The sequence below is a fragment of the Pseudomonas putida genome (genome assembly GCF_009883635.2).
In the GTDB taxonomy this organism is placed as follows: Bacteria; Pseudomonadota; Gammaproteobacteria; order Pseudomonadales; family Pseudomonadaceae; genus Aquipseudomonas; species Aquipseudomonas putida_W.
The window spans coordinates 2148434-2172570 of sequence record NZ_CP026115.2 but is presented as its reverse complement, the minus strand read 5'-3'; the positions used below and the strand labels follow the sequence as shown (position 1 = coordinate 2172570).

Below are 24137 nucleotides of genomic sequence, written 5' to 3'. Positions count from 1 at the left end.
GCCATCGCCGATGCCGCCGATCAGCTCGCGCAGGCCCTGGGTCATGCGCTGCATGCTGGCTTGCAGCTGGCCAAGTTCGTCGCGGCGGGTCGAGTGCAGGTCCTGGCGCAGGTCGCCGTTGGCCACGCGCTCGGCGGCGGCGAGGGTCTGGCGCAGCGGGATGATGATCTGCCGGGTGATGGCCCAGGCCGCGAGCAGGCCCAGCACCAGGGCCAGGGCCGTGGCACCGCCGAGCATGACTTTGGCCTGAGCAGTGCCGGCGTCGCGCACTGCGGTCTGCGAAAGGGTCATCGCCTCACTGGTCTGCAACAGCACCGTGCCCTGGTCAGCCATGCGCTGCAGCGCCTGCTCGCTGGCGCTCTGGGCATTGGCGAACTGGGCCACCGCATCTCGGTAACCTGCAAGCGCGGTCGCCGAATCGTCGAGGCTGGCGGCATATTCAGCTGGCAGCCTGGCCGGCAGTGCCTTGAGCCCGGCCAGTGCCTGGTCGACGGCGTTCAGGGCGGTTTGCTGGTAGTCGGCGATGCCGCTGTAGGTATAGCCACGCACCTGGTAGCGTGCTTGCTGCACCAGTGCGCTGACTTCCACGGCATGCTGGTACTGGCTGATGTCGCCGCCCTGCAGCAGGCGCTGCTGTACCCGGTTGATCAGCTCGACGGCCTTGTCGGCGCTGCTACCCAGCACATCGCGCGCAGCCTCACGGCGCTGACCGGCCTGTTTGATGTCATTGAAGGCCTGCTGATACTGGCTGACGGCGGCCTGCTGCTGTTGCAGGCGCTGGCGGTCGGTGGGCTGCTCGATCTGCCCGAGCATGAGGCCGATCTGGCGCTCGAGATTGCCCAGGGCCTTTTCCAGCTCGCCGATGGCCGCATCGTTGCGGTCGCGCTGGTAGTGCTGGCGGGCGATGCGCAGCTCCTGGGTGTACTGGTGGATCACCGAAATGTTGCCCAGCTTGTCACCGCGCTCGGTGACGCTGTTCAGGCCCTGCCAACCGGTAAAGGTGATGGCCAGAGTCAACAACAGCACCAGGCCAAAGCCCAGCCCTAACTTGCGATTGACGCTTACATTCCCGAGCGATTGGGAAAACCATTGGTACATGTTCGACTCCCCGGCAACGTGGCAGCACAGATTTTTGTTGTGTTGCCAACACATCGGCTTGCGCGGGAGAAACTTGATAGAAGAAAGCTGACCCGCCTGTCAGAAAATCCTTGAGAGCAGGGCAGTTACGGCGGTTTCCACGCGCAGGATGCGATCACCCAGCTGAACAGGTGCCAGGCCAGCCTTGCCGAACAGGTCGACTTCATAAGGGATCCAGCCGCCTTCGGGGCCGATGGCCAGTGTTACCGGGCCTTCAACCGCACGTGGGCAGGCCGGGTAGGGGCCGGGGTGACCGACCAGGCCGAGGGTGCCGTGGGCGATGGCAGGCAGGCGGTCTTCGACGAACGGTTTGAAGCGTTTTTCGATGATCACCTCGGGCAGCACCGTGTCACGGGCTTGCTCCAGGCCAAGAATGAGATTCTCGCGGATGGTTTCAGGGTGGAGAAAGGGGGTTTGCCAGAAGCTTTTCTCGACCTTGTAGCTGTTGACCAGGATCAGCCGAGGCACACCGAGGGTCGCCACGGTCTGGAACAGTCGGCGCAGCATCTTCGGGCGCGGCACGGCCAGCACCAGGGTCAGCGGCAGCTTGGCCGGTGGCTGTTGGTCGAAGGTGACTTCCAGTTCGGCTTCGTGCTTTTCCAGGCGCAGTACCGTGGCCTTGCCCATCAGGCCATTGATGCGGCCTACGCGCAGGGTGTCGCCCACGGCGACGCGGTGGATTTCCTGCATGTGGGTGAAGCGCCGATCAGCGAGAACGACGCGGTCGGCCGAAACGAAGTCGGCCTCTTCAAGGAGTAACAGGTTCACGGCTGGGTCGCTGGCGGCTGGTCGTTATGGTCGTTGGTGGCTTCGTCGTCAGCATGGCTGCGCTTGCGGATCAGGCTGCCACACAGCACGCCGATTTCGAACAGCAGCCACATGGGCACGGCGAGCAGCGTTTGCGAGAAGATGTCCGGCGGGGTGAGGATCATGCCGACCACGAAGCAGCCGATGATCACGTACGGGCGGACCTTCTTCAGGTACTTCACGTCGACCACGCCGATCCATACCAGCAGCACCACGGCCACCGGGATCTCGAAGGCAACGCCGAAGGCGAAGAACAGCGTCATGACGAAATCGAGGTAGGCGGCGATGTCGGTCATCATCGCCACGCCTTCCGGCGTGGCTTTGGCGAAGAAACTGAACATCAGCGGGAACACCAGGAAGTAGGCGAAGGCCATGCCGGCGTAGAACAGCAGAATGCTCGACACCAGCAGCGGAATGGCGATGCGCTTTTCATGGCGGTACAGGCCTGGCGCGATGAAGCCCCAGATCTGCTGGAGGATGAACGGGATCGCCAGGAACAGCGAGACGATCATGGTCAGCTTGAATGGCGTGAGGAACGGCGAGGCCACGTCGGTGGCGATCATCGTCGCGTTGGCCGGCAAGTGTTCGCGCAGTGGCGCCGAGACCAGGGTGTAGATCTGCTGGGCGAAGGAGAACAGCCCGGCAAAGATCAGGAAGATGACCGCCACGCAGCGCAACAGGCGGGTGCGCAGTTCGGTCAGGTGCGAAACCAGCGGCATAGGCTGGTCGTGGTCCGGATTTTCGCTCATGGGGCTCGCGGCGGTTGAGGCTGTTCAGAAGGTGCGGCCGGGGCGGCAGGTGGCTCGGCCGGCCTGGCTTCGAGCCCGGCAGGTGGCTGCACGCTGGCCGTGGTCACCGGCGGCTGCGCGGGTGGCGTCAGTGGGTTGAGGATGCGCTTGGCTTCCTCTTCCATCTGCAGGATGTGCTCGTTATGCAGCTGGCGGCGGATGTCGTCGGCGCCGATTTCGCGCTCGACCTCCATCTTGATCGCATTGAAGCTGCGTTTCAGCCGCCCGATCCACAGCCCCGCGGTACGCGCGGCGCCAGGCAGGCGCTCGGGGCCGAGCACCAGCAGGGCGACCAGGCCGACGAGCAGCAGCTCGCTGAAGCTGATGCCGAACATGGGTCAGTCTTTCCGCTGCGGCTCTTGGACCGGCTGGGCCTGGCCCTCGATGGTGTGGCCTTGCTGCGGCTGGGCAGTGTTCTGCACCGGCGGCACAGGCTGGGCGGGCGGTGGGGTCTGCTCGGCCGGCTTGTTCTCTTCTTCGTTCATGGCCTTGCGGAAGCCCTTGATCGACTCGCCCAGGTCGCTGCCGAAGTTCTTCAGCTTCTTGGTGCCGAACACCAGGACCACAACGACCAGCAGGACGATCCAGTGTTTCCAGTCAAAAATACCCATGGTGCTCTCCTAAATGCGGTTTGCTCAGGCCGATGGCTGACGCGCGGCCTTTTCATCGTGCCCGGAAAGCCCGAAACGGCGCTCCAGTTCATCAAGCACGGCTTGTGGATGCTGGCCCAGCGCGCTGAGCATGACCAGGCTATGGAACCACAAGTCTGCGGTTTCATAGATGACATCGCTGTAATCCTTGCTCACGGCGGCGTCTTTGGCCGCAATGATGGTCTCGACGGACTCTTCGCCGAGCTTTTCGAGGATCTTGTTCAGGCCCTTGTGGTACAGGCTGGCCACATAGGAGCTGTCGGGTGCCGCTTGTTTGCGCTCTTCGAGCACTTCGGCCAGGCGGTTGAGGGTGTCGCTCATGTCAGTGTCCTGCGCTGTAGATGGCATCCGGGTCTTTCAGAACCGGGTCGACGGTTTTCCACTGGCCGGCTTCAAAGACGCGATAGAAGCAGCTTTCGCGGCCGGTGTGGCAGGCGATATGGCCCAGTTGCTCGACCATCAGGATGATCACGTCGGCGTCGCAGTCCAGGCGCATTTCATGCAGCTTTTGCACATGGCCGGACTCTTCGCCCTTGCGCCACAGCTTGCCACGGGAACGCGACCAGTAGATGGCGCGTTGCTCGGCGGCGGTCAGCGCCAGCGATTCGCGGTTCATCCAGGCCATCATCAGCACGCGTCCGGTCTTGTGGTCCTGGGCGATCGCCGGTACCAGGCCATCGCTGTTCCACTTGATCTCGTCCAGCCAGTCTTTCATCGTCGACTCCAAAGCGGGCCCGCTCCTGTGCCGGGCCCTTTGCGCTAGTGTGCCAGCCAGCAGCGCGGCTGGCTATTGGCGCACGATCAGGTAAAGGCCGGCGGCCAGCATCAGCCACGCCGGCCAAGCGCCCGGCGCGGCCAGGCTGGCGGCCTCGGCGGCACCGGTGGCCAGTACCGCTCCGCCGCCGAGCAAGCCGGCACCGAGCAGGCGCAGTGCCCAGCGGTCGCCCTGGCGGCGGCGCTCCGGCAGTTGCGGGTCTTCCAGGTGCGGCTGCGACAGGCGCTCAAGCAGGTCTCGGGTCATGCCGGCCAGGTGGGGTAGCTGTTCAGCCTGGCTATACAGGTTACCGATTACCGCCTTGGGGCTCATGCGGTCGCGCATCCAGCGTTCCAGAAACGGCTTGGCGGTGCTCCACAGGTCCAGGTCGGGGTACAGCTGGCGGCCCAGGCCTTCGATGTTGAGCAGGGTCTTCTGCAGCAGCACCAGTTGCGGCTGGACTTCCATGTTGAAGCGACGTGCGGTCTGGAACAGGCGCATCAGCACCTGGCCGAAGGAAATATCCTTTAACGGTTTTTCGAAGATCGGCTCGCACACCGTACGGATCGCCGCTTCGAATTCATTGACCTTTGTGTGCGCCGGTACCCAGCCCGAATCGATGTGCAGCTGGGCAACGCGGCGGTAGTCGCGCTTGAAGAAGGCGATCAGGTTGCGCGCCAGGTAATCCTGGTCCTCCGCGGTGAGGCTGCCTACGATGCCGCAGTCGATGGCGATGTACTGCGGGCTCCACGGTTTGACCGTGCTGACGAAGATGTTGCCCGGGTGCATGTCGGCGTGGAAGAAGCTGTCGCGGAACACCTGGGTGAAGAACACTTCCACGCCACGCTCGGCCAGCATCTTCATGTCGGTGCGCTGGTCGGCCAGGGTGGCCATGTCGGTGACCGGCACGCCGTAGATGCGCTCCATCACCAGCACCTTGGGGCGGCACAGGTCCCAGTACACCTGGGGCACGTACATCAGCTCGGAACCTTCGAAGTTACGTCGCAGCTGGCTGGCGTTGGCCGCCTCGCGCAGCAGGTCGAGCTCGTCGTAGATGGTCTTCTCGTAGTCGCCGACGATTTCTACCGGGTGCAGGCGGCGGGCGTCGGCCGAGGCGCGTTCGGCGGCCTTGGCGATCAGGAACAGCCAGGCCAGGTCCTGGGCGATCACCGGCTTCAGGCCAGGGCGAACCACCTTGACTACCACCTCTTCGCCACTCTTCAGGCGGGCGGCGTGCACCTGCGCGACCGAGGCGGAGGCCAGTGGCTCGACGTCGAAGCGGCTGAACACTTCGCCGACCTTGGCGCCGAGCTGATCTTCGATCATCGCCACGGCTTTTTGCGGGTCGAACGGCGGCACGCGGTCCTGCAGCAACATCAGCTCGTCGGCGATGTCGGTGGGCAGCAGGTCGCGGCGGGTGGACAGCAACTGGCCGAACTTGATGAAGATCGGCCCCAGGTCCTGCAGCGCCAGGCGCAGGCGCGCCCCGCGGCTGAGCTCGGAGGGCTTGCGCGGCAGCCAGCGCCAAGGCATCAGCAGGCGCAGGCTGGCCAGCCACCAGGGTAGCAGGGGTTGATCGAACAACAGGTCATCGAGACGGTAGCGAATCACCACACGCTGGATGCGAAAAAGACGGCGGACGGCGAGCAGCTTCATGCGTTATCGCTGGTATCAAGGGATCGGGAGAGGCGCGTGAGGCGGGCCTCGAGGCGTTCTGTGTCGAGTTTCAGGGCATCGAGTTCGCTGAAGGCGGCTTCGGCTTCGCGCTTGCCGACCAAGGTGCGGGACTCTTCGGCCAGGTATTCGGAGAGGTTCTGGCTGAAGCGTGCCAGGCCCTGGCGGGTCCAGCGTGCGCGCAGGCGAATGTGGCCGGCGAGCATGGCCGTGGCGACCGGGCCAAGCCAGCGCTGCAGCTCGTGTTCCCAGTCCAGTTCCAGGTCCTGCAGCACGCCGAACAGGTCGAGCAGCACGGCACTGTCGCCATGCAGTTCGACATGCGGGCTGTGCAGCACGGCGGTCTTGTCCCGAGCCATGGCCAGTTGCGCCAGGCTGCCAGCCGGGGCGCGCAGGCTGCAGTCGACCTCGCCCGCCCAGTGGGCGGCGAGCATCAAGCCTTCTTCATCGGGCAGGATGAACACCTGCAGGGCCGGTTGGCGGCAGTCGATCTCGATGACCTTGCCTTCCAGCGCGGCCAGCCGCGGCAAGGCCGTGCTGTCCATGCGCAGGACGCGGTTCAGGCCATGTTCGACACTGGCGAGCAGCCCGGCCAGCAGCATCAGGGCTTGATTCCCCGGTGCACGGCAACGATGCCGCTGGTCATGTTGTGGTAGGTGACGCGGTCGAAACCGGCCTCGACCATCATGCTTTTGAGGGTTTCCTGGTCGGGGTGCATGCGGATCGACTCGGCGAGGTAACGGTAGCTCTCGGAGTCATTGGTGATCAGCTTGCCGGCCAGCGGCATGAAGGCGAACGAATAGGCGTCGTAGGCCTTGGACATCAGCTTGTTGGTCGGCTTGGAGAACTCCAGGATCAACAGGCGGCCGCCTGGCTTGAGCACACGCAGCATCGAGCGGATGGCTTCATCCTTGTGGGTAACGTTGCGCAGGCCGAAGGCGATGGTCACGCAGTCGAAGTGGTTGTCGGGGAATGGCAGCTTCTCGGCGTCGGCCTGGACGAACTCGATGTTGCCGGCCACGCCACGGTCGAGCAGGCGGTCACGGCCGACCTTGAGCATCGAATCGTTGATGTCGGCCAGTACCACCTGACCAGTCGGGCCGACCAGGCGCGAGAACTTGGCGGCCAGGTCGCCGGTACCGCCGGCGATGTCCAGCACGCGGCTGCCGGCGCGCACGCCCGACAGTTCGATGGTGAACCGCTTCCACAGGCGGTGCATGCCGCCGGAGAGCACGTCGTTCATCAGGTCGTACTTGGCGGCCACCGAGTGGAACACTTCGGCGACTTTCTTCGCCTTCTGGCTTTCAGGGACGTCCTGGTAGCCGAAATGGGTGGTGGGTTCGGCGTGGTCGCCTTTGCGCTGGTCGTTCATATCGCTTCACCGGAAAAAATTACCGCCATTCTAGGGCGAATGGGCGGATTTGTCTTGGCGGGGTGTGCCTTGGGGCAGGGGCGGGCATAATGCAGATTATGTCCAAGTATCCAGGAACACCTGCATGACCCAGATCAGCGTCGAACGCAAACATACCCTCGGCCGCGATGCCGCCCGTGCCAAGGCCGAGGCGCTGGTCGACAAGCTCAGCCGCGAATATGACCTCAAGGCCACCTGGAACGGTGACCGGGTCGATGTGGCACGCAGCGGCGCCAATGGCAGCGTGCACATCGGCGAGGACAGCATCCGCGTGGAACTGAAGCTGGGCATGATGCTGTCGATGATGAGCGGAACCATCAAAGGCGAGATCGAGCGGGCCCTGGACAAGGCCCTGGCCTGAGTCCCGCTCGCGGTCGATTCACCTGGCGGGAAACGGAATCAGGTCCCTGACCTGTTCGTATTTCATGTCGCCACGATAGACCTTCAACCGCTCCTGCGGGCTAAGCGCGTCCTCTAGCTGTGCCTCGCGCGCCTTGGCCGTGGCGAACTTCAGGTGACCCTTGGCAAAATCCACCGCCGCCGCATCCTGGCGCGTGTAGTGGAAATGCGCCTCCCATAGAATGCCGCTGCCAGCGGCGCGCGTCCGGTAGAGCGTGTACACGTCGAGGAAGTCTTGGTCAGCCAGCCGCCGGCGGGTCACGGTCGGCCTGATTTCCACCAGATGCTGCTCCAGCAGGAAACGCAATGCCTTGCTGTCAGGGTGACGCGTGGCGAGGTAGATGGCCTGCAGTCGCTCGCGCTTGGCGGTCTGCACGCGCCCGATGGCGTTGTTGAGGTTGTCCAGCAGGGCAGGGCTGGCGTCGCGACTGAGCCGAGCTGCGACGGAACTCAGGCGTTCGATGTGATGATCCAGCAAGTCGGTCAGACTGTTCGGCTCGTCCTCGAACAACCTGGCACGGGCGATCTCGCTGTCCGTTTCGGCCACCAGGCGGGTACCCAGACTGCGCAGCGCCTTCTGACTGCTACCAGGTTGGTCCCGTAACTCGACCCAGGTGCTGCCGTGGGCTTCGAACTGGGCGACCGGCTTGCGGGCGACCGGGTCGTACTGCACGGCCTTGCCGTCCTTGAGGGCCTCGTCTACCAGCAGTGTCCGCTGCCGGCTGGTGCGGATGACCTGCAGCCTGGCGCGGCGGGTGATCCGCGGCCTGGCCGCAGGCGCGGGCCCTGCCGCCGGCCAGTCGGGCCGTTGTTCGGCATCCCGGCGCGCATTGGCGTGGTCCAGGGCGCGTTCCGCGATGCGTTTGAGCGCCGTCATTTCCCTGGCGCAGGCCTGCAGGTATTCGTTGTTCCAGGCTGGGTGCCGCAGGGTGAGCAGGTACTGCGTGGTGCCTAACCCGATGCTGTACTGCTGCAGGCTGCTTTCCAGAATCGCGATCTGGTCGTCTACCGAGGTGTCGGTGCGCAGCAGTCCGTCATGGCTGAGCAGCGCCTGATGCATGTCCTTATTGCGCAGGTTCTGCTGGTCCTCATACATGCTGTCGACGTTTTCCGCCGTCAGTTGCGCGCGATCCAGCGCCAGCGCCTGCAGGTCCGAGAGGATCTGGGCATGTATCAGCAATGTGGTGTATGGGCGGTTTTCGGTGACCTCGCTCAGGTGGCTGGCTTTGTCCGGATAAACGATCTTGGGGTCCTCCAGGGCATCGAGGATGCTCTGGTCGAGCCGCTCGCTGACGATCAGCAGGCGTCGGTGGATGGCAAGGCCGTGGGCGCGAATCGCGCGATAGGTAGCGTAGTCATCGCGCTGGGCAGGGGTGCTCGGAAGCTTTCCGATGGCCATCGCCCGTGTGTTGATGTCGTCGTAGCTGACCTGCGCCAGCAGGCGCTTGTAGAGCTGGGTATCCCCTTTGATCAGCGCTTCGTGCCATAGGCCGATTTCCGCCTGGTAATTGACCGTCGCGAAGCGTTGCAAGGCGGGCGACTTCAGCAGATCGATGTAATCGATGTTCGACTGCAGCAGGAGCACTCGCTGTTCATACAGATCGCAGATGGCCCTGATGGTGCCTGCATGCTCGGCTCTCAGACTGTTCAATCGTTCTTGAGCGCTCGCCATTTCCACGGTTTCGTCATGTGTGTTACTGCCAGGCTGGCGGCGGTTTTCGCTGAAGGTGCGAGAGTAGACGATTTCCTGCTGGTCCAGTGGCTGCAAGGTCGTCAGGAGGCTGTTGATGCTGTCATCGCAAGCCTTCAGCGGCGCCTCGTTGGCCAGCAAGCGGTCGACCAGCCTGAAGTACTCGATATTGTCCGGGGTCTTGACCGGCGCGCCTCCGGTCAAGTTCAGGCTAAGGGACCATTCGCCGTTCCAGCGACTGATCCAGGGGCCCATCTTTCGTTCGCGACCGACGATATGGTAACCGTCCTCCTTTCCACCCAGGCTTACCCAGTCTCCCTTGCTCGTGTCCGGGCCGATGATGCGGACGCCGCCCCAACTTTCCTGCACTTCATAGGCGATGTCAGCGAGCTGCACGTAATGGCGACCGTGAACTTCGTATAGCCCGCTCAGGCGGCCTTCGCTCAGGGGCGCCCGCCCCTGCAGCGACAAGCCGGCCTGCAGCTGCATCAAGGCCTGGCGGCGTTCCGCTGACAGGTTGCCCAGCCGCTGGCGGTTACCCCAATGGCTCTCCAGCAGGCGCACCGGTTGCTGCTCGGGGGTGGGTGTTTCCCAACTGCGACGTGTCGCCGGCTTCTGCACTTCAGTGAGGCCGGCACCCCGCTCGGCGGGATTGCTGAAGCGTAGTGTGGCAGGGCGCTCGTGGAGGGCTTCGGCTTCCCCCGCCCGGTGAGCCAGTACCATGGCCAGGTTGCTCAGTAGGTCGGTCGCGGCCATGACCCGTGCGTCGGTGTTGCCGTTGGCCAGGGTTTCCACATCATCCCTGGCTGCCGACAGGGCCAGCAGCAACCAGGTTACGCTGGCCAGCGGCCCGTGCCAGAGCAGGGTCGCCGTGTTGAACAGAGCCCACGCCGCCTGTTGCAGCAGCCGCCACCTGACTTGCGCGTTGCTCACGCTGCGCCGGGAGGCGAGGTGCAGCATGGTCTGCACCCTGGCTTCGAACAGGTGGCCATCGAGGTCTGCCGGCCAGGGCTTGAATACAGCGGCCACCGGTTGCCTGAGGTTGTCCAGCAGCGTTGCCACCAGTGCTGCATCGGGGCCAAGCAGGTGCGCAAGGCTGCTGAGGCCGGGATGCAGGTGAGGGTGGGTGAAACCGTCGTTTTCGTACACGGCCAGGGCATCGTCCTGCAACGCATCCAGCACGCTTTGCTGCAAATCGGCCTGGTCGCGTATGTCATCCATCAACAGGCCGAGGTCCTTGTATTCCCGCAGGCTGGCGTCTGCGTGGAATTCACGGTAGAGCACCCAACCCCGGCTGGCGGGCAGTTCGATGAGGTGCATGCCATGCGCCCTGTCGCTGGCAGAGGCGCCGGGCGCACAGAGAAAGGCTAGCGGAGCTAAACGCAGAGGTGCCGGCCTGTTGTCGCCAGCAGCGCAGAAATCCAGCAGTGCGGTGCGCGCAGCCTCGCTCAGCTGCTGCTCGATGCTGGCCTTGAACACATTGAAACGCAGCGCGTCGCGCCATTCGCGGGCATACCGGCTGATGCGCCCGGCCTTGCGCAGCGGGTCGTCGACCTGGGCCCTCAGGTAGACGGGGTAGGTGCCACCGATGTCCACCGCGTCGAGCAACCGCTGAACATGGTGCAGGGTCAGCCAACCCATGTGGCTCGCGCCGTGAGGGTCAGTGATGCGGGTCATCACCTCGCCAGGGCCCAGGCGGGAGATGGCCAGGGCCGTCAGGCTGTCGTCGCGCAGGTGCAGGTATTGCGGTTGCCCGGGCAAGGAGCTGGCGAGGACCTGGGCGATGCTGATGAACACCTGGTCTGGATCGCGGGGTGTTTCGCGTGGCTGGATGATCCGCATCTGCTCGCGCAGGCGGCGGCGGGCGTAGCTCTGCATGTCATCGACGTCATCGAACGACGTGCTGCCTCGCGCTTGGCCCTGGTGGGTGGCCAGGTCGAGCAGGGCGAGGTGGTAGTCGTAGCGCTGCCGGGCGTCGGCCTGCTCCAGCCAGTCCGGCAGTTTGATGGAGGGCAGGTCCGGCGCCTGCATGGGCTGCTCGAGGAAGTGGCGTGACGGGTCGCAGGCCGCGGCGAACCGGGCTTCAAGCTCATCGATTGATGCCAGATCCGTAAGGCGCAGCCGCCTGAGGTCGTCGAGCGAGCCGTTGAGCAGCTGCATGGCCTGAAAGGTCTGTGCAGGTTCGGCCAGCGGCTGCAGTGCCCAGGACAGGCTGTCGAAGCGGTAGCGGTCGGCGAACTCGTCCTGCAACGCAGTTGCAAAGGCCGGCAGGTTGGCGAAGGCACGGATCACTCCTGAAGGTTTGCACCAGAGTACGCGCGTGCTGGATGCCTCGGTGGAGTGCAGCAGCAGGTCGGGCAATAACCGGCGCCAGAGCTTGTCGCCGACGTCGAAGGTGACCTGCACGGCGTTGCAGACCACGCCGTCATCGGCGCCGTCGAGCATCGCATAGAGCAGTGGGGGGTCGCCGGCGTCCAGGCCCTGGCGCGGGATGTTGTTGAGCAGCGCGGCCTTGATCAGTTGGGCCAGCCAGTGCAGGCGCGAGGTCTGGGTTTGTGCGTCGATGCCGTTCCAGAAGCTGACCTGGGCTTGCGCGAAGGCCTCCGGCAGCTTGCTCAGCACATGAGCGAAATCATCGTTCAGCTTCGACATGTCCAGATCGACTTGAGGATGCCTGTCGCGCTCGGCACCGGGTTGTTGCGCGCGGAAAATGGCCGGCGGGGCCAGGCTCAATGCGTCTGACGCGGCAAGCTGCAGCGGCTGGCCCGTCAACAGGCAACTGAGCAACTCGTCCAGCAGCGAGCCATGTCGGGCTGCCGCAGAGGCGGAAGCTGCATGCAGGAGCGTGAATCCTTCGAGCGAGGACAGCTGCGGATAGTTGCCGGGGATCATCGGATAGCGGTCGATCAGTCGCTTGAAGCCCACGTCTGCCAATACGGCGCGCAAGGTCGGGCGTTGGCTGAAGCAGGCCGCGACGCGGCGCTTGAAGGTTGGCGGTGGTGAAGGTTGGCTAGCGGTCATGTGTAGAACTCCGGTCGACAGGAGCTCACCACCCTAGCGATACAGTCCAGGCTGAATGAGGTACATGAATGCCGCTGCCGGACCTTAGGGTGAGGTTTCTAATTTATTTGCCTAACGTGTGCACAAGCCCAACCTCCTGGGCGGTTTTTCCTCCACTCATGAGCATGAGGTACACAGCATGGCCAAAGTGATTGCGAAGAAAAAAGACGAAGCCTTGGGCACGTTGGGCGAAGTACGTGGCTACGCACGCAAGATCTGGCTGGCCGGTATCGGCGCCTATGCCCGCGTTGGCCAGGAAGGCTCCGACTACTTCAAGGAGCTGGTCAAGGCCGGTGAAGGCGTCGAGAAACGCGGCAAGCAGCGCATCGACAAAGAGCTCGATGCCGCCAACCACCAGCTCGACGAAGCGGGTGAAGAAGTCAGCCGCGTACGCGGCAAGGTCGAAATTCAACTCGACAAGATCGAAAAAGCTTTCGACGCACGGGTAGGTCGCGCCTTGAATCGCCTTGGCATTCCGTCTAAACATGACGTTGAGGCGTTGTCCATCAAGCTTGAACAGCTGCATGAGCTGCTCGAGCGTGTCGCGCACAAACCATAAGGAGAGCAGGATGGCTGGCAAGAAGAATTCCGACAAAGAAGGCAGCTCCTGGATCGGCGGAGTCGAGAAGTACTCGCGCAAGATCTGGCTGGCTGGGCTGGGTATCTATTCGAAGATCGACCAGGACGGCCCGAAGCTGTTCGACTCGCTGGTGAAGGATGGCGAGAAGGCTGAGAAGCAAGCTAAGAAGACTGCTGAAGACGTAGCTGAAACTGCCAAGTCCTCGACCACTTCGCGCGTATCTGGCGTGAAGGACCGTGCGCTGGGCAAGTGGAGCGAACTCGAAGAAGCCTTCGACAAGCGCCTTAACAGCGCCATTTCGCGCCTGGGCGTACCGAGCCGCAACGAGATCAAGGCCCTGCACCAGCAGGTCGACAGCCTGACCAAGCAGATTGAGAAACTGACCGGCGCATCGGTCACCCCGGTCTCCTCGCGCTCTGCAGCGGCCAAGCCGGCAGCGAGCAAGGCGGCGGCCAAGCCATTGGCCAAGCCGACGGCAAAAACTGCAGCGGCCAAACCAGCAGCGGCGAAACCGGCTGCCAAGACTGCAGCGGCCAAACCAGCTGCGAAACCGGCTGCCAAGCCTGTTGCCGCCAAGCCTGCCGCAGCGAAGAAACCGGCGGTGAAGAAGGCCCCGGCCAAACCAGCCGCTGCCAAGCCGGCAGCACCAGTGGCCAGCGCCGCGCCGGCCGCAACCGCCGCACCAGCGCCTACTGCGGCCCCGGCGAGCAACCCGCCTTCGGCGCCGGCCAGCACCGGCTCTCTGCTCTGATAGCGGTGTAATGTCCTTCGCGGGGCAAGCCCGCTCCTACAGGTTCATCACATACCTCAAACATGTGGTAATCCTGTGGGAGCGGGCTTGTCCCGCGAAGGGCGCGCCACCGAGCTGTCAGGTCTACCCCTCCAGATACCGCACCGCCAACTCCTCGGCCGCCGCCCGTGCCTGCACCTCCAGATGCGGCGCCACCAGCATCATCACCTGATACACCACGATCCCTACATCGCCCTCGCGCCCCAGCACCCGCTGGTAATCCAGCGAGAACATCAGGGTCAGGGTGATCTGCTCCACCAGTTGCCCCAGTGCTTGCGTCTCACTGACCACCTGCCCCTGGCCCTTGAGGCTGGCCAGCAATGCCGCCAGTGTGCGCTTGAGCGCATTGATCAGGCTGCGCATGCCCCGCGCCAGTTTCGGCAAACGCCCGGTCAGGTTGGACAGGTCCTGGAACAGAAACCGGTACTGCGCCATGCGCTCGACGATCAAGTGCAGGAACAGCCAGTAGTCCTCGGCCTCCAGGCGCACCTCCAGCGGAGGGTCGAGCAGCGGCATCAGCGCTTCCTCGAAACGGTCGAACAACCCGTGGATCAAGGGTTCCTTGCCGTGGAAGTGGTAGTACAGGTTGCCCGGGCTGATGCCCAGTTCGTTGGCGATCTCCAGGGTCGAGACATTCGGCTCGCCCTGCGAGTTGAACAACTGCAGGGCGCATTCGAGGATACGGTCGCGGGTCTTCATCCAGTCGTGGTGCTCATCGGGTCAGGACATAGGTGCCTGGCGCAGGGCCCAGCGGTGGATAGGTGGTGTTGCCCAGTTCCGTGCGTGGCGCCTTGAGCGGGCCGGAGCGCGGCGTGATCCACTCCAGCCACAACGGCCACCAGCTACCGTCGCGGCGCTGTGCGTCATGGAACCAGGCGCGAGGGTCGCTCGAGAGCTTGGGGTTTTCCAGGTAGTAGGCCTTGGGGTTGCCGGGTGGGTTGATGATGCTCTGGATGTGCCCGCTGTTGGCCAGCACGAATTGCCGGTCGCCACCGAGCAGCAAGGCCGAGCGGTACACCGCGTCCCACGGCGTGATGTGGTCGTTGCTGCCGGCCACGGTGAAACTGTCGAGATCGACCTGTTTGAGATCGATGGGTGTGCCGCACACTTCCAGGCCCGCAGCGTGGGTCAGCGGGTTGACCTTGAAGAAGTCCAGCAAGTCACCGTGCAGCGCGGCCGGCAGGCGGGTGCTGTCGGCGTTCCAGTAGAGAATGTCGAAGGCCGGCGGGGTTTTGCCGAGCAGGTAGTTGTTGACCCAGTAGTTCCAGATCAGGTCGTTGGGTCGCATCCAGGCGAAGATCCGCGCCACCTCGCCACCGTCCAGCACGCCACGCTGGTACGAGCGACGCTTGGCTGCCTCGATGGTCTGTTCGTCGGCGAACAGGCTGGCCGGGCTGTCGAACTTGCTGTCGAGCAGGCTGACCAGGTAAGTGGCGCTGCGTACCCGGCGCAGCTGGTGCTTGGCCTGCAGGTGGCCCTGCAGTGCGGCCATGGTCAGGCCCCCGGCGCAGGCGCCCATCAGGTTCGGGTCGCGGCTGCCGCTGATGCTGCGGCAGGCGTTGAGTGCTTCTTCCAGGGCCTGCACATAGCTCGACAGGCCCCACTCGCGGTGACGTGGGTCGGGGTTGCGCCAGCTGACCATGAACACCTGCAGGCCGTTCTTGAGCATGTACTGGACATAGCTGTTGGTCGGCTGCAGGTCGAAGATGTAGTACTTGTTGATTTGCGGCGGCACTACCAGCACGGGCCGGGCGTACTGCTTTTCGCTCATCGGCTTGTACTGGATGAGCTCCAGCAGATCGTTGCGGAACACCACGGCGCCGGGCGTGGATGCCAGGTTGCCGCCCACTTCGAAGGCGCGCTCGTCCACCTGGCGCGGCAGGCCGTCGTTGTGGCGCAAATCGTCGAGCAGGTGGGCGACGCCACGCACCAGGCTCTGCCCGCCGGTATTGAACAGTTCCTTGACCGCCAGCGGGTTGAGCAGCGAATTGCTCGGTGCCAGGGCGTCGTTGATCAGGGTGAACAGAAAGTGCGCACGGGCCCGGTCATCGTCGCTCAGGTGGCTTTCTTCGATCCACAGGCGGGTTTGTTTCTGCCAAGCCAGGTAGGCCTGCAGGCTGCGCCGGTAGAACGGGTTCTGGCTCCACGTAGGATCGTTGAAACGGGCATCCCGCGCGCTCGGCTGGTAGGGCGTGTCGCCGAGCATCACGCGGCCCAGCTGGCCGCCCAGCGTCAGCAGGTGGCGGGCAGTGTGCAGTGGATTGAGCAAGCTGTGGCGGCCAACACTGCGCAAGGTGGAAATCAGGTCGCGACCGCGTACGCCGAGGATGGCGTTCTGCACGTTCATGCTGGTGGCGGGGAGCGTTGACGTTCCTTTGGCCGGTTTTTCTTTCATGGCAACAACTCCCTTGTCAGGCCACGGTCGTACTCATCAGTCGTGCTCGTGCAACAGCAAGCAACAATTCAGCCACCAGAGGCCGGACTGGGGTGCATGACCGCGCGCTGACGTTCTTGCTGGAGAAACTTCATGATGATGGGGGCGACGGCCTCGGCCCGGGTGATCAGGAACAGATGGCCGTCGTCGATAATGTGTAGCTGGGCATTGGGAATTCGCCAGGCCAGCAGGCGCATGTTGATCAGCGGGATCAGCGGGTCGTCGTCGCCGGCCAGCACCAGGGTCGGCTGCTGGATCTTGTGCAGCCAGTGGATGCTGGTCCAGCCCAGCCCGGCGAACAGCTGCCAGTAGTAGCCCATCTTGCCGCCGGAGCGCACCTTGGCGGCGTGGTGCATGGCCAGCTCCGGGTCGCGGCGAAAACCACCGCCATAGATCAGCGGCGCGATGCGGATGACATGGGAAGGCTGCACGTAACGCCTGGGGCTGGCCATCATCCACAGCACCTTGGGCTTGCCGGGCACCATAACTGCACCCGCCGCAGTGGCCGCCAGCACCAGCTTCTTGCAGCGCTCGGGGTAGTCATGGGCGAATTGCTGCGCCAGGGCGCCGCCCCAGGACACACCGATGACATTGACCTGGCCGTAGTCCAGGTAGTCGAGCATGCGCGCCGTCAGCTTGGCCAGGCCGGGAAAACGGTAAGGGTGGCGTGGCGTGGACGAGCCGCCCACGCCGGGGACGTCGAAGGCGATGACTTCCAGGTCCGGGTCCAGTGCCTCGATGAACGGGAACACCAGCTCCAGGTTGGCGCCGATGCCGTTGAAGATCAGCAATGGCGTCAGGTGCGGCTTGCCCGGGCGCACCGCGGTGCGGATGGATTGGTCGTCCAGCTCGACGGTGCGGAAGATGTAGGGTAGCGGCATGCGCGTGGCTCTGTGGCTTGAAAATGTACCGTGGCACGCTCCAAGCGGCCACGGTATTGCGACTTAACGCTCGTGGACGTATGTCCCCGGTGCGGCCTCACCAGCGGCATAGGCACGGTTGCCCAGGCGTGTGGGTGCCTTTTTTAGCTCGCCAGCGCGCTCGCCCAGCCAGGTCTGCCAATGCAGCCACCAGGAGTCGGCATGTTTGTCGGCGTTCTCCTGCCAGGCTACCGGGTCCCCCGGGCGGTCGGCGCCGGTCATGAAGCGCGCCTTGGGGTTGCCTGGCGGGTTGAGGATGCTCTGGATGTGGCCGCTGTTGGACAGCACGAATTCGATCTTGCCGCCGAACAGGTGCGCCGAGCGGTAGCACGATTGCCACGGGGTGATGTGGTCGGAGGTGCCGGCGACGCTGAAGATGTCGCACTGGACTTTCTTCAGGTCGATGGCGGTGCCGCACACTTCCAGGGCATCCGCGCGGGTCAGCGGGTTGTTCTTGAACAGTTCGATCAGGTCGCCGTGGAAGGCGGCGGGCAGCCGCGTGGTGTCGTTGTTCCAGAACAGGATGTCGAATACCGGTGGCTCGTTGCCGAGCAGGTAGTTGTTGACCCAGTAGTTCCAGATCAGGTCGTTGGGGCGCATCCAGGCGAACACCTTGGCCATGTCGCTGCCTTCGAGCACCCCGGACTGGTAGGAGTGGCGCTTGGCTGCCTCCAGTGTCTGTTCATCGACGAACAGTGCGACCTCGGTGTCCATCGTGGTGTCCAGCACGCTGACCAGCAGGGTCAGGGCATTGACCTTCTGCTCACCCAGCGCGGCGTAGTGGCCGACCAGGGCGGTGCAGGTGATGCCACCGGAGCAGGCACCGAGCATGTTCAGGTCTTTGCTGCCGGTGATTGCCAGTACCGCGTCGACCGCCTCCTTCAAGGCATCGATGTAGGTCGACAGGCCCCACTCGCGCTGGGCCTTGGTCGGGTTGCGCCAGCTGATGATGAAGGTCTGCTGCTGCGAGCGCAGGCAGAAGCGCGCCAGGCTCTTTTCCGGGCTCAGGTCGAAGACGTAGAACTTGTTGATCTGCGGCGGGACCACCAGCAGCGGGCGGGCATGCACCTGCTCGGTGATGGGGCTGTACTGGATCAGTTCCAGCACATCATTGCGGTAGACCACGGCGCCTTCGCTGGTGCCGAGGTTCTTGCCGACCTCGAACGCCTCCATGTTGACCTGGCTGGGCATGCCGCCATTGTTGACCACGTCCTTGGCCAGGTTGGACAGGCCGTCCAGCAGGCTCTTGCCGCCGGTTTCGAAGAAGCGTTTGACCGCCGCCGGGTTGGACAGGGTATTGGTCGGCGCCATGGCTTCGGTCATCAGGTTGATGACGAACTGGCCGCGGGCGATGTCCTGGGGCGACAGGTCACTGCTGCCGATCCACTCCTGCAGCTCCTTGCGCCAGGCCAGGTAGGTTTGCAGGTAGCGGCGGTAAAGCGGGTTTTTGCTCCAGGCCGGGTCCTGGAAGCGACGGTCGTCACCTGCCGGGGCGAGGCTGGACTTGCCCAGCAGGACGTTCTTCAGCTCCAGGCCGAAGTGCGCCACATGCTTGGCACTGTGCAGCGGCTGGCGCACGGCCTGACGCAGCACGGTACGCGCAGAGCTCAGCAGGTCCTTGCGGCGGATGCCGATGACCGGGTTCAGCCCCAGGGTGTTTTCCGAGGCCTGCCGCTGCAACTCATCGTTGTTCTTGTTACTCATCTACGACGCTCCGTTGTCCTGAGACGAGTACCGGGCTGCTGTGGCGCATGGCACAGCGGACAGCCCGGTACTGTTACTCGGGTGACCAGTGATAAGGAACAGCGGTGCTGCGGGCCGGATGCATACGGCGATGAGCTGCGGGGGATTCTGCGTGTGAAGACAGCCTGCTTTCGCTCGCGACCTCTACATACCGGCCAGTGCCTGATTGCCCTCAAGGCGATGCAGGGAACTTGCCAGCTCCATTGGTTACCCGACTTTCATGTAATGCGCAAGACAACCCGTTTAAGAGTTGTCTGTAAGGCATTCAAACAGATGAGATTAGAAAATGCGCTCTAAAGCCTGGAAGGCTTGAGCTAGAGCATGAGTTTGACCACCGATTCCGCCGGGTCGCGGGACTTGCCGGCCTTGTGCAGTTCGTCGAGGTAGTCGGCCCACAATTGTTCCTGGCGCAGGCACAGCTGCTCGAGGTATTCCCAGGTGAACAGGCCGCTGTCATGGCCGTCGTCGAAGGTCAGTTTCAGTGCATATTGGCCGGCAGGTTCCAGGCCGATGAGGCCGACATTGATTTTGCCGAATTGCAGGATGGGGTTGCCGTGGCCCTGGACCTCGGCGGAGGGGGAGTGCACCCGCAGGAACTCGGCGGGCAACTGATACACCTCGCCGGGGGCGTAGGTGAGGCTGAGGGTCTTGGAGGCTTTGTGCAGGTTGATGGCGGTGGGCAGGCGGGCCATGGTCTGAATCTCTCGGGAGCTGATGGAGGCAAGCTTCCAGCTTCCTGTACAGGGATTCAAGGGCCTCTTCGCGGGCAAGCTCCTACAGGGGGTCGCGGGCCCTGTGGGAGCGGGCGTGCCCGCGAAAAAGGCGACGCCGTCTTACAGGATGTAGCGCGACAGGTCTTCGTTCTGCGCCAGTTCACCGAGGTGGCCGTTCACATACGCGGCATCGATCAGAATCGGTGCTTCGTCGTGGGTGCTGGCCAGGTCACCGGCACTGAACGATACCTCTTCGAGCAGGCGCTCGAGCAGGGTGTGCAGGCGGCGGGCACCAATGTTCTCGGTCTTCTCGTTCACCTGATAGGCAATCTCGGCCAGGCGCTTGATACCGTCGGCGGCGAACTCGATGTTCAGGCCTTCGGTCTTGAGCAGTGCACTGTACTGTTCGGTCAGCGACGCGTGCGGCTCTTTCAGGATGCGCTCGAAGTCTTCTGGGGTCAGTGCCTTCAGTTCTACACGGATCGGCAGACGGCCCTGCAGCTCTGGCACCAGGTCGCTCGGCTTGCTCAGGTGGAACGCACCGGAAGCGATGAACAGGATGTGGTCGGTCTTGACCATACCCAGCTTGGTGTTGACGGTGCAGCCTTCGATCAGCGGCAGCAGGTCGCGCTGCACGCCTTCACGGGATACATCGGCACCGCCGACGTTGCCACGCTTGGCCACCTTGTCGATTTCGTCGATGAACACGATACCGTGCTGCTCGACCGCTTCCAGGGCCTTGGCCTTGAGTTCTTCCTCGTTGACCAGGCGACTGGCTTCTTCGTCGCGCACCATTTTCAGCGCGTCCTTGACCTTCAGCTTGCGGGCCTTGCGCTTGCCCTTGCCCATATTGGCGAACAGGCTCTGCAGCTGGTTGGTCATTTCTTCCATGCCGGGTGGCGCGGCGATTTCGACGCCCATGTTCTCGGCCACTTCGATCTCGATTTCCTTGTCGTCCAGCTGGCCTTCGCGCAGGCGCTTGCGGAACAGCTGGCGGGTGTTGGAATCGGTGCTGGTCTGCGCGGCTTCCTCGCTGAAGCTGCTGACCCGCGCCTGCGGCAGCAGGGCGTCGAGGATGCGGTCTTCGGCGGCGTCTTCGGCGCGGTGGCGCACGCGGACGATTTCCTGCTCGCGCAGCATCTTCAGCGCGGCATCGGCCAGGTCACGGATGATCGACTCGACGTCACGGCCAACGTAGCCCACTTCGGTGAACTTGGTGGCTTCGACCTTGAGGAACGGCGCGTTGGCCAGCTTGGCCAGGCGGCGGGCGATTTCGGTCTTGCCGACGCCGGTAGGGCCGATCATCAGGATGTTCTTCGGCGTCACTTCGGCACGCAGCTCGGCGGGGAGCTGCATGCGCCGCCAGCGGTTGCGCAGGGCAATGGCGACGGCACGCTTGGCGTCGTCCTGGCCGATGATGTGGCGGTTGAGTTCGTGGACGATCTCGCGGGGGGTCATGGACATGATCAATACGGTCCTCGAGCGGAGTAGGTCAGCGTGGAAAAGTCCCGCTACGAGCGGGACGCCAAAACAGCTGATTACTCGGCCAGGTCCTGCTCCTCGATGGTCAGGTTGTGGTTGGTGAACACGCAGATGTCACCGGCGATGTTCAGGGCGGCCTCGGTGATTTCCCGGGCCGACAGGTCGGTCTTGTTCAGCAAGGCGCGGGCCGCGGCCTGTGCATAGCCACCACCGGAACCCATGGCGATCAGGCCGTCTTCCGGCTCGACCACGTCACCGTTGCCGGTGATGATCAGCGATGCGTCCTTGTTGGCCACCGCCAGCATGGCTTCCAGGCGGCTCAGGGAGCGGTCGGTACGCCATTCCTTGGCCAGCTCGACGGCGGCACGCACCAGGTGGCCGGAGTGTTTCTGCAGCTGGGCTTCGAAGCGCTCGAACAGGGTGAAGGCGTCGGCGGTGGCACCGGCGAAACCGGCGATCACTTCGCCGTTGTACAGGCGACGGACCTTCTTGGCGTTGCCTTTCATCACGGTGTTGCCGAGGGATACCTGGCCGTCGCCGCCCATGACGACTTTGCCGTTACGGCGGACAGAAACGATGGTGGTCAAGGGGAGAGTCTCCACGCAGCGGGGCAAAATTGCCTGATGCAGACTCATATGGGGGTGGGGGGAAGGATTTCAACCGGGGGGGATGAATGGTCGCCGCAGGCTCAAGGTTGAGCGCGACCAATGTGGGAGCCGCGCTTGCCGGCGATGGGCCGCGAAGCGGCCCCGGAAATTTATGCAACAACCTTGAAATCGCGGGGCCGCGTCGCGGCCCATCGCCGGCAAGCGCGGCTCCCACAAGGTTACTCAGGCCTCGTGGCAGACGTGGCCATCGACCAAGGTATAACGCACCGCAGCCGGCAAGCAGTGGCCGATGAACGGGCAGTTTTCGCCGCGCGACAGCCATTGCTCACCCGCAATCGTCGAGGCCTTGGCGTCGAACAGCACCAGATCGGCCGCGCCGCCGACTTTCAGCTCGCCGGCCGGCAGGCGCATGGCCTTGGCCGGGCCGCTGCTCAGGCGGGCGAGCAGGGTCGGCAGGTCGAGCAGGCCGTCCTCGACCAGGGTCATGGCCAGTGGCAACAACAGTTCGACGCTGCTGATACCCGGTTCGGTGGCGCCGAACGGGGCCAGCTTTGCATCACGCTCGTGGGGCTGGTGGTGGCTGGAGATCGCCTGGATCACCCCCGACTTCACTGCCGCGCGCAGGCCGTCGCGGTCGGCGGCGGTGCGCAGCGGCGGCTGCACGTGGTACAGGCTGGAGAACTCACGCAGCGACTCGTCGGTGAGGATCAGCTGATACAGCGCCACGTCGGCCGTCACCGGCAGGCCCAGTTGCTGGGCTTGCTCGATCAGCCGTGCGCCACGGGCGCTGGTGATCTGGGTGAAGTGCGCACGCACGCCAGTCTGTTCCACCAGCAGCAGGTTGCGCGCCAGGGCGACGGTTTCCGCGGTCTCGGGGATGCCGGGCAGGCCGAGAAAGCTGGCCATGGCGCCTTCGTGGGCCAGGCCACCCTGGGCCAGGTCGCGGTCCTGGGAGTGGAACACCACGGTCAGGTCGAAGGTGGCGGCGTACTCCAGGGCACGGGCCAGGGTCCGGTTGTTGGGGATTTCCTTCAGGCCGTTGGCGAAGGCCACGCAACCGGTGTCGCGCAGGGCAACCAGCTCGGCCAGCTGCTCGCCCTCCAGGCCCTTGGTCAGGGCGCCGATCGGGTAGACCTTGCTGTTGGCGGCTTCGCGGGCGCGGTCGAGGATCAGCTCGGCCACCGCCGAGGTATCCAGCACCGGCTTGGTCTGCGGTGGGCAGCACAGGCTGGTGACGCCACCGGCCACGGCGGCGCGGGTTTCACTGGCGATCGAGCCCTTGCGGCTGTAGCCCGGCTCGCGCAGCGAGACGCCGAGGTCGACCAGGCCTGGCGCGGCAATCAGGCCGTCAGCTGCGATCGTGCGGCTGGCACTGAAACCGGCCGGGGCGGCGCCGATGGCGGCGATGCGCCCACCGTCCAGGTGCAGGTCGGTGACCTGGTCCAGGCCACTGGCAGGGTCGATGACCCGGGCGCCAAGAATACTGATGGTCACTGGGCGTTCTCCTGGTCGAGTTGACGTTGCGCGTTCTGCCCGCTCATGGCCATGGACAGCACGGCCATGCGCACGGCGATGCCATAGGTGACCTGGTTGAGAATCACCGAGTGTTTGCCGTCGGCCACCGCCGATTCGATTTCCACGCCGCGGTTGATCGGGCCCGGGTGCATGACGATGGCATCAGGCTTGGCACCGGCCAGGCGTGCGGTGGTCAGGCCGAACAGGCGGTAGAACTCGCCTTCGCTGGGCAGCAGGCCACCGGCCATGCGTTCACGCTGCAGGCGCAGCATGATCACCACGTCGACGTCTTTCAGGCCTTCGGCGAGGTCGGTGTAGACCTTCACGCCGTATTGCTCGATGCCGATCGGGATCAGGGTCTTCGGGCCGATCACGCGGATGTCCGGGCAGCCCAGCGCCTTCAGCGCGAGCATGTCGGAGCGGGCCACGCGCGAGTGCAGGATGTCGCCAACGATCGCCACCGAGAGGTTCTCGAAGCTGCCCTTGTGGCGGCGGATGGTCAGCATGTCGAGCATGCCCTGGGTCGGGTGCGCGTGGCGGCCGTCACCACCGTTGATCACGGCGACGTCCGGGCACACGTGCTCGGCGATGAAGTGCGCGGCGCCGGAGTCGGAGTGGCGCACGACGAACATGTCGGCGGCCATGGCTTCGAGGTTGCGCAGGGTGTCGAACAGGGTCTCGCCCTTGCTGGTCGAGGAGGTCGACACGTTCAGGCTGATCACGTCGGCCGACAGGCGCTGGGCGGCCAGCTCGAAGGTGGTGCGGGTACGGGTCGAGTTCTCGAAGAACACGTTGCACACGGTCTTGCCGCGCAGCAACGGGACTTTCTTGACGGCTCGGGCGCCGACTTCGAGGAACGAGTCGGCAGTGTCGAGGATCTCGGTGAGCAGTTCGCGGGGCAAACCGTCGAGCGAGAGGAAGTGGCGCAGCTGGCCCTGGTCATTGAGCTGCAGCGGGCGCTTGGCGTCGATTGGCGTCATCG

At 64.2% G+C, this 24137-nt stretch carries 22 protein-coding genes and 1 pseudogene; 3 read left to right on the top strand and 20 right to left on the bottom strand.

Going from position 1 to position 24137, the window contains the following annotated elements; all coding sequences use genetic code 11:
- Positions 1-84: 84 nt before the first annotated feature.
- The 10 genes and pseudogenes from C2H86_RS28660 to ubiE form a co-directional block, all read right to left on the bottom strand.
- Positions 85-1098 (bottom strand): annotated as a pseudogene (locus C2H86_RS28660) (methyl-accepting chemotaxis protein); the annotation flags it as partial.
- A 99-nt stretch (positions 1099-1197) separates the two neighbouring features.
- On the bottom strand, positions 1198-1905 hold the full coding sequence (locus C2H86_RS09960; protein ID WP_159412423.1) for a 16S rRNA (uracil(1498)-N(3))-methyltransferase: 708 nt from the start codon (positions 1903-1905) through the stop codon (positions 1198-1200).
- Positions 1902-2693 (bottom strand): twin-arginine translocase subunit TatC, encoded by a 792-nt coding sequence (gene tatC, locus C2H86_RS09955; protein WP_110633178.1) that lies wholly within the window; start codon positions 2691-2693, stop codon positions 1902-1904. Before tatC ends, C2H86_RS09960 begins: the two co-directional genes overlap by 4 nt.
- Entirely contained in the window at positions 2690-3067 is a 378-nt protein-coding gene (tatB, locus tag C2H86_RS09950) for a Sec-independent protein translocase protein TatB (RefSeq protein ID WP_159412422.1), read from the bottom strand. Before tatB ends, tatC begins: the two co-directional genes overlap by 4 nt.
- A gap of 3 nt (positions 3068-3070) precedes the next feature.
- Positions 3071-3343, bottom strand: coding sequence for a twin-arginine translocase TatA/TatE family subunit (locus C2H86_RS09945; RefSeq protein ID WP_085676666.1), 273 nt, complete (start codon positions 3341-3343; stop codon positions 3071-3073).
- A gap of 24 nt (positions 3344-3367) precedes the next feature.
- Complete coding sequence (locus tag C2H86_RS09940) at positions 3368-3703, bottom strand: phosphoribosyl-ATP diphosphatase (protein WP_013974545.1); 336 nt, start codon at positions 3701-3703, stop codon at positions 3368-3370.
- A gap of 1 nt (position 3704) precedes the next feature.
- Positions 3705-4097, bottom strand: a complete 393-nt coding sequence (gene hisI / locus C2H86_RS09935) for a phosphoribosyl-AMP cyclohydrolase (RefSeq protein ID WP_159412421.1) — start codon at positions 4095-4097, stop codon at positions 3705-3707.
- Between the two features lie 72 nt (positions 4098-4169).
- Positions 4170-5792, bottom strand: a complete 1623-nt coding sequence (ubiB, locus tag C2H86_RS09930; protein ID WP_159412420.1) for a ubiquinone biosynthesis regulatory protein kinase UbiB — start codon at positions 5790-5792, stop codon at positions 4170-4172.
- The gene (locus tag C2H86_RS09925) at positions 5789-6412 is read right to left on the bottom strand and encodes a ubiquinone biosynthesis accessory factor UbiJ (protein ID WP_159412419.1); all 624 of its coding nucleotides are present in this window, start codon (positions 6410-6412) and stop codon (positions 5789-5791) included. Before C2H86_RS09925 ends, ubiB begins: the two co-directional genes overlap by 4 nt.
- Positions 6412-7182 carry a bifunctional demethylmenaquinone methyltransferase/2-methoxy-6-polyprenyl-1,4-benzoquinol methylase UbiE gene (gene ubiE, locus C2H86_RS09920; protein ID WP_103446001.1) on the bottom strand — a complete coding sequence of 257 codons (771 nt, stop codon included), beginning with the start codon at positions 7180-7182 and terminating at the stop codon, positions 6412-6414. Before ubiE ends, C2H86_RS09925 begins: the two co-directional genes overlap by 1 nt.
- A gap of 124 nt (positions 7183-7306) precedes the next feature.
- Between ubiE and C2H86_RS09915 the strand changes: the two genes are divergently transcribed.
- Entirely contained in the window at positions 7307-7582 is a 276-nt protein-coding gene (locus C2H86_RS09915) for a polyhydroxyalkanoic acid system family protein (RefSeq protein WP_159412418.1), read from the top strand.
- Positions 7583-7600: 18 nt separating this feature from the next.
- Here the strand turns inward: C2H86_RS09915 and C2H86_RS09910 are convergent, their stop codons facing one another.
- Positions 7601-12331: a hypothetical protein gene (locus tag C2H86_RS09910; protein ID WP_159412417.1), complete on the bottom strand. Its 4731-nt coding sequence runs from the start codon at positions 12329-12331 to the stop codon at positions 7601-7603.
- 178 nt (positions 12332-12509) lie between these two features.
- On the opposite strand from C2H86_RS09910, the gene C2H86_RS09905 reads away from it, so the two are divergent.
- A complete protein-coding gene (locus C2H86_RS09905) occupies positions 12510-12929 on the top strand; it encodes a phasin family protein (RefSeq protein ID WP_159412416.1) in 420 nt (139 codons plus the stop codon).
- Between the two features lie 10 nt (positions 12930-12939).
- Positions 12940-13701, top strand: coding sequence for a phasin family protein (locus tag C2H86_RS09900; RefSeq protein WP_159412415.1), 762 nt, complete (start codon positions 12940-12942; stop codon positions 13699-13701).
- A 123-nt stretch (positions 13702-13824) separates the two neighbouring features.
- Here the strand turns inward: C2H86_RS09900 and C2H86_RS09895 are convergent, their stop codons facing one another.
- The 9 genes from C2H86_RS09895 to C2H86_RS09855 all read right to left on the bottom strand — a co-directional run bounded on the left by C2H86_RS09895 (position 13825) and on the right by C2H86_RS09855 (position 24135).
- On the bottom strand, positions 13825-14439 hold the full coding sequence (locus C2H86_RS09895) for a TetR/AcrR family transcriptional regulator (RefSeq protein WP_159412414.1): 615 nt from the start codon (positions 14437-14439) through the stop codon (positions 13825-13827).
- 13 nt (positions 14440-14452) lie between these two features.
- Positions 14453-16135 carry a class II poly(R)-hydroxyalkanoic acid synthase gene (gene phaC / locus C2H86_RS09890; RefSeq protein ID WP_159412413.1) on the bottom strand — a complete coding sequence of 561 codons (1683 nt, stop codon included), beginning with the start codon at positions 16133-16135 and terminating at the stop codon, positions 14453-14455.
- A 68-nt stretch (positions 16136-16203) separates the two neighbouring features.
- Positions 16204-17055, bottom strand: coding sequence for a poly(3-hydroxyalkanoate) depolymerase (phaZ, locus tag C2H86_RS09885; protein ID WP_103445995.1), 852 nt, complete (start codon positions 17053-17055; stop codon positions 16204-16206).
- A 63-nt stretch (positions 17056-17118) separates the two neighbouring features.
- Complete coding sequence (phaC, locus tag C2H86_RS09880; RefSeq protein WP_159412412.1) at positions 17119-18798, bottom strand: class II poly(R)-hydroxyalkanoic acid synthase; 1680 nt, start codon at positions 18796-18798, stop codon at positions 17119-17121.
- Positions 18799-19151: 353 nt separating this feature from the next.
- Positions 19152-19529, bottom strand: coding sequence for a gamma-butyrobetaine hydroxylase-like domain-containing protein (locus C2H86_RS09875; RefSeq protein ID WP_159412411.1), 378 nt, complete (start codon positions 19527-19529; stop codon positions 19152-19154).
- Between the two features lie 141 nt (positions 19530-19670).
- Complete coding sequence (gene hslU, locus C2H86_RS09870; RefSeq protein WP_159412410.1) at positions 19671-21014, bottom strand: ATP-dependent protease ATPase subunit HslU; 1344 nt, start codon at positions 21012-21014, stop codon at positions 19671-19673.
- 74 nt (positions 21015-21088) lie between these two features.
- A complete protein-coding gene (gene hslV, locus C2H86_RS09865; protein ID WP_027920652.1) occupies positions 21089-21619 on the bottom strand; it encodes an ATP-dependent protease subunit HslV in 531 nt (176 codons plus the stop codon).
- A gap of 243 nt (positions 21620-21862) precedes the next feature.
- Entirely contained in the window at positions 21863-23134 is a 1272-nt protein-coding gene (locus tag C2H86_RS09860) for a dihydroorotase (RefSeq protein WP_159412409.1), read from the bottom strand.
- Positions 23131-24135, bottom strand: coding sequence for an aspartate carbamoyltransferase catalytic subunit (locus C2H86_RS09855; protein ID WP_016395343.1), 1005 nt, complete (start codon positions 24133-24135; stop codon positions 23131-23133). The genes C2H86_RS09860 and C2H86_RS09855 overlap by 4 nt, the downstream gene beginning before the upstream one ends.
- Positions 24136-24137 lie beyond the last annotated feature (2 nt).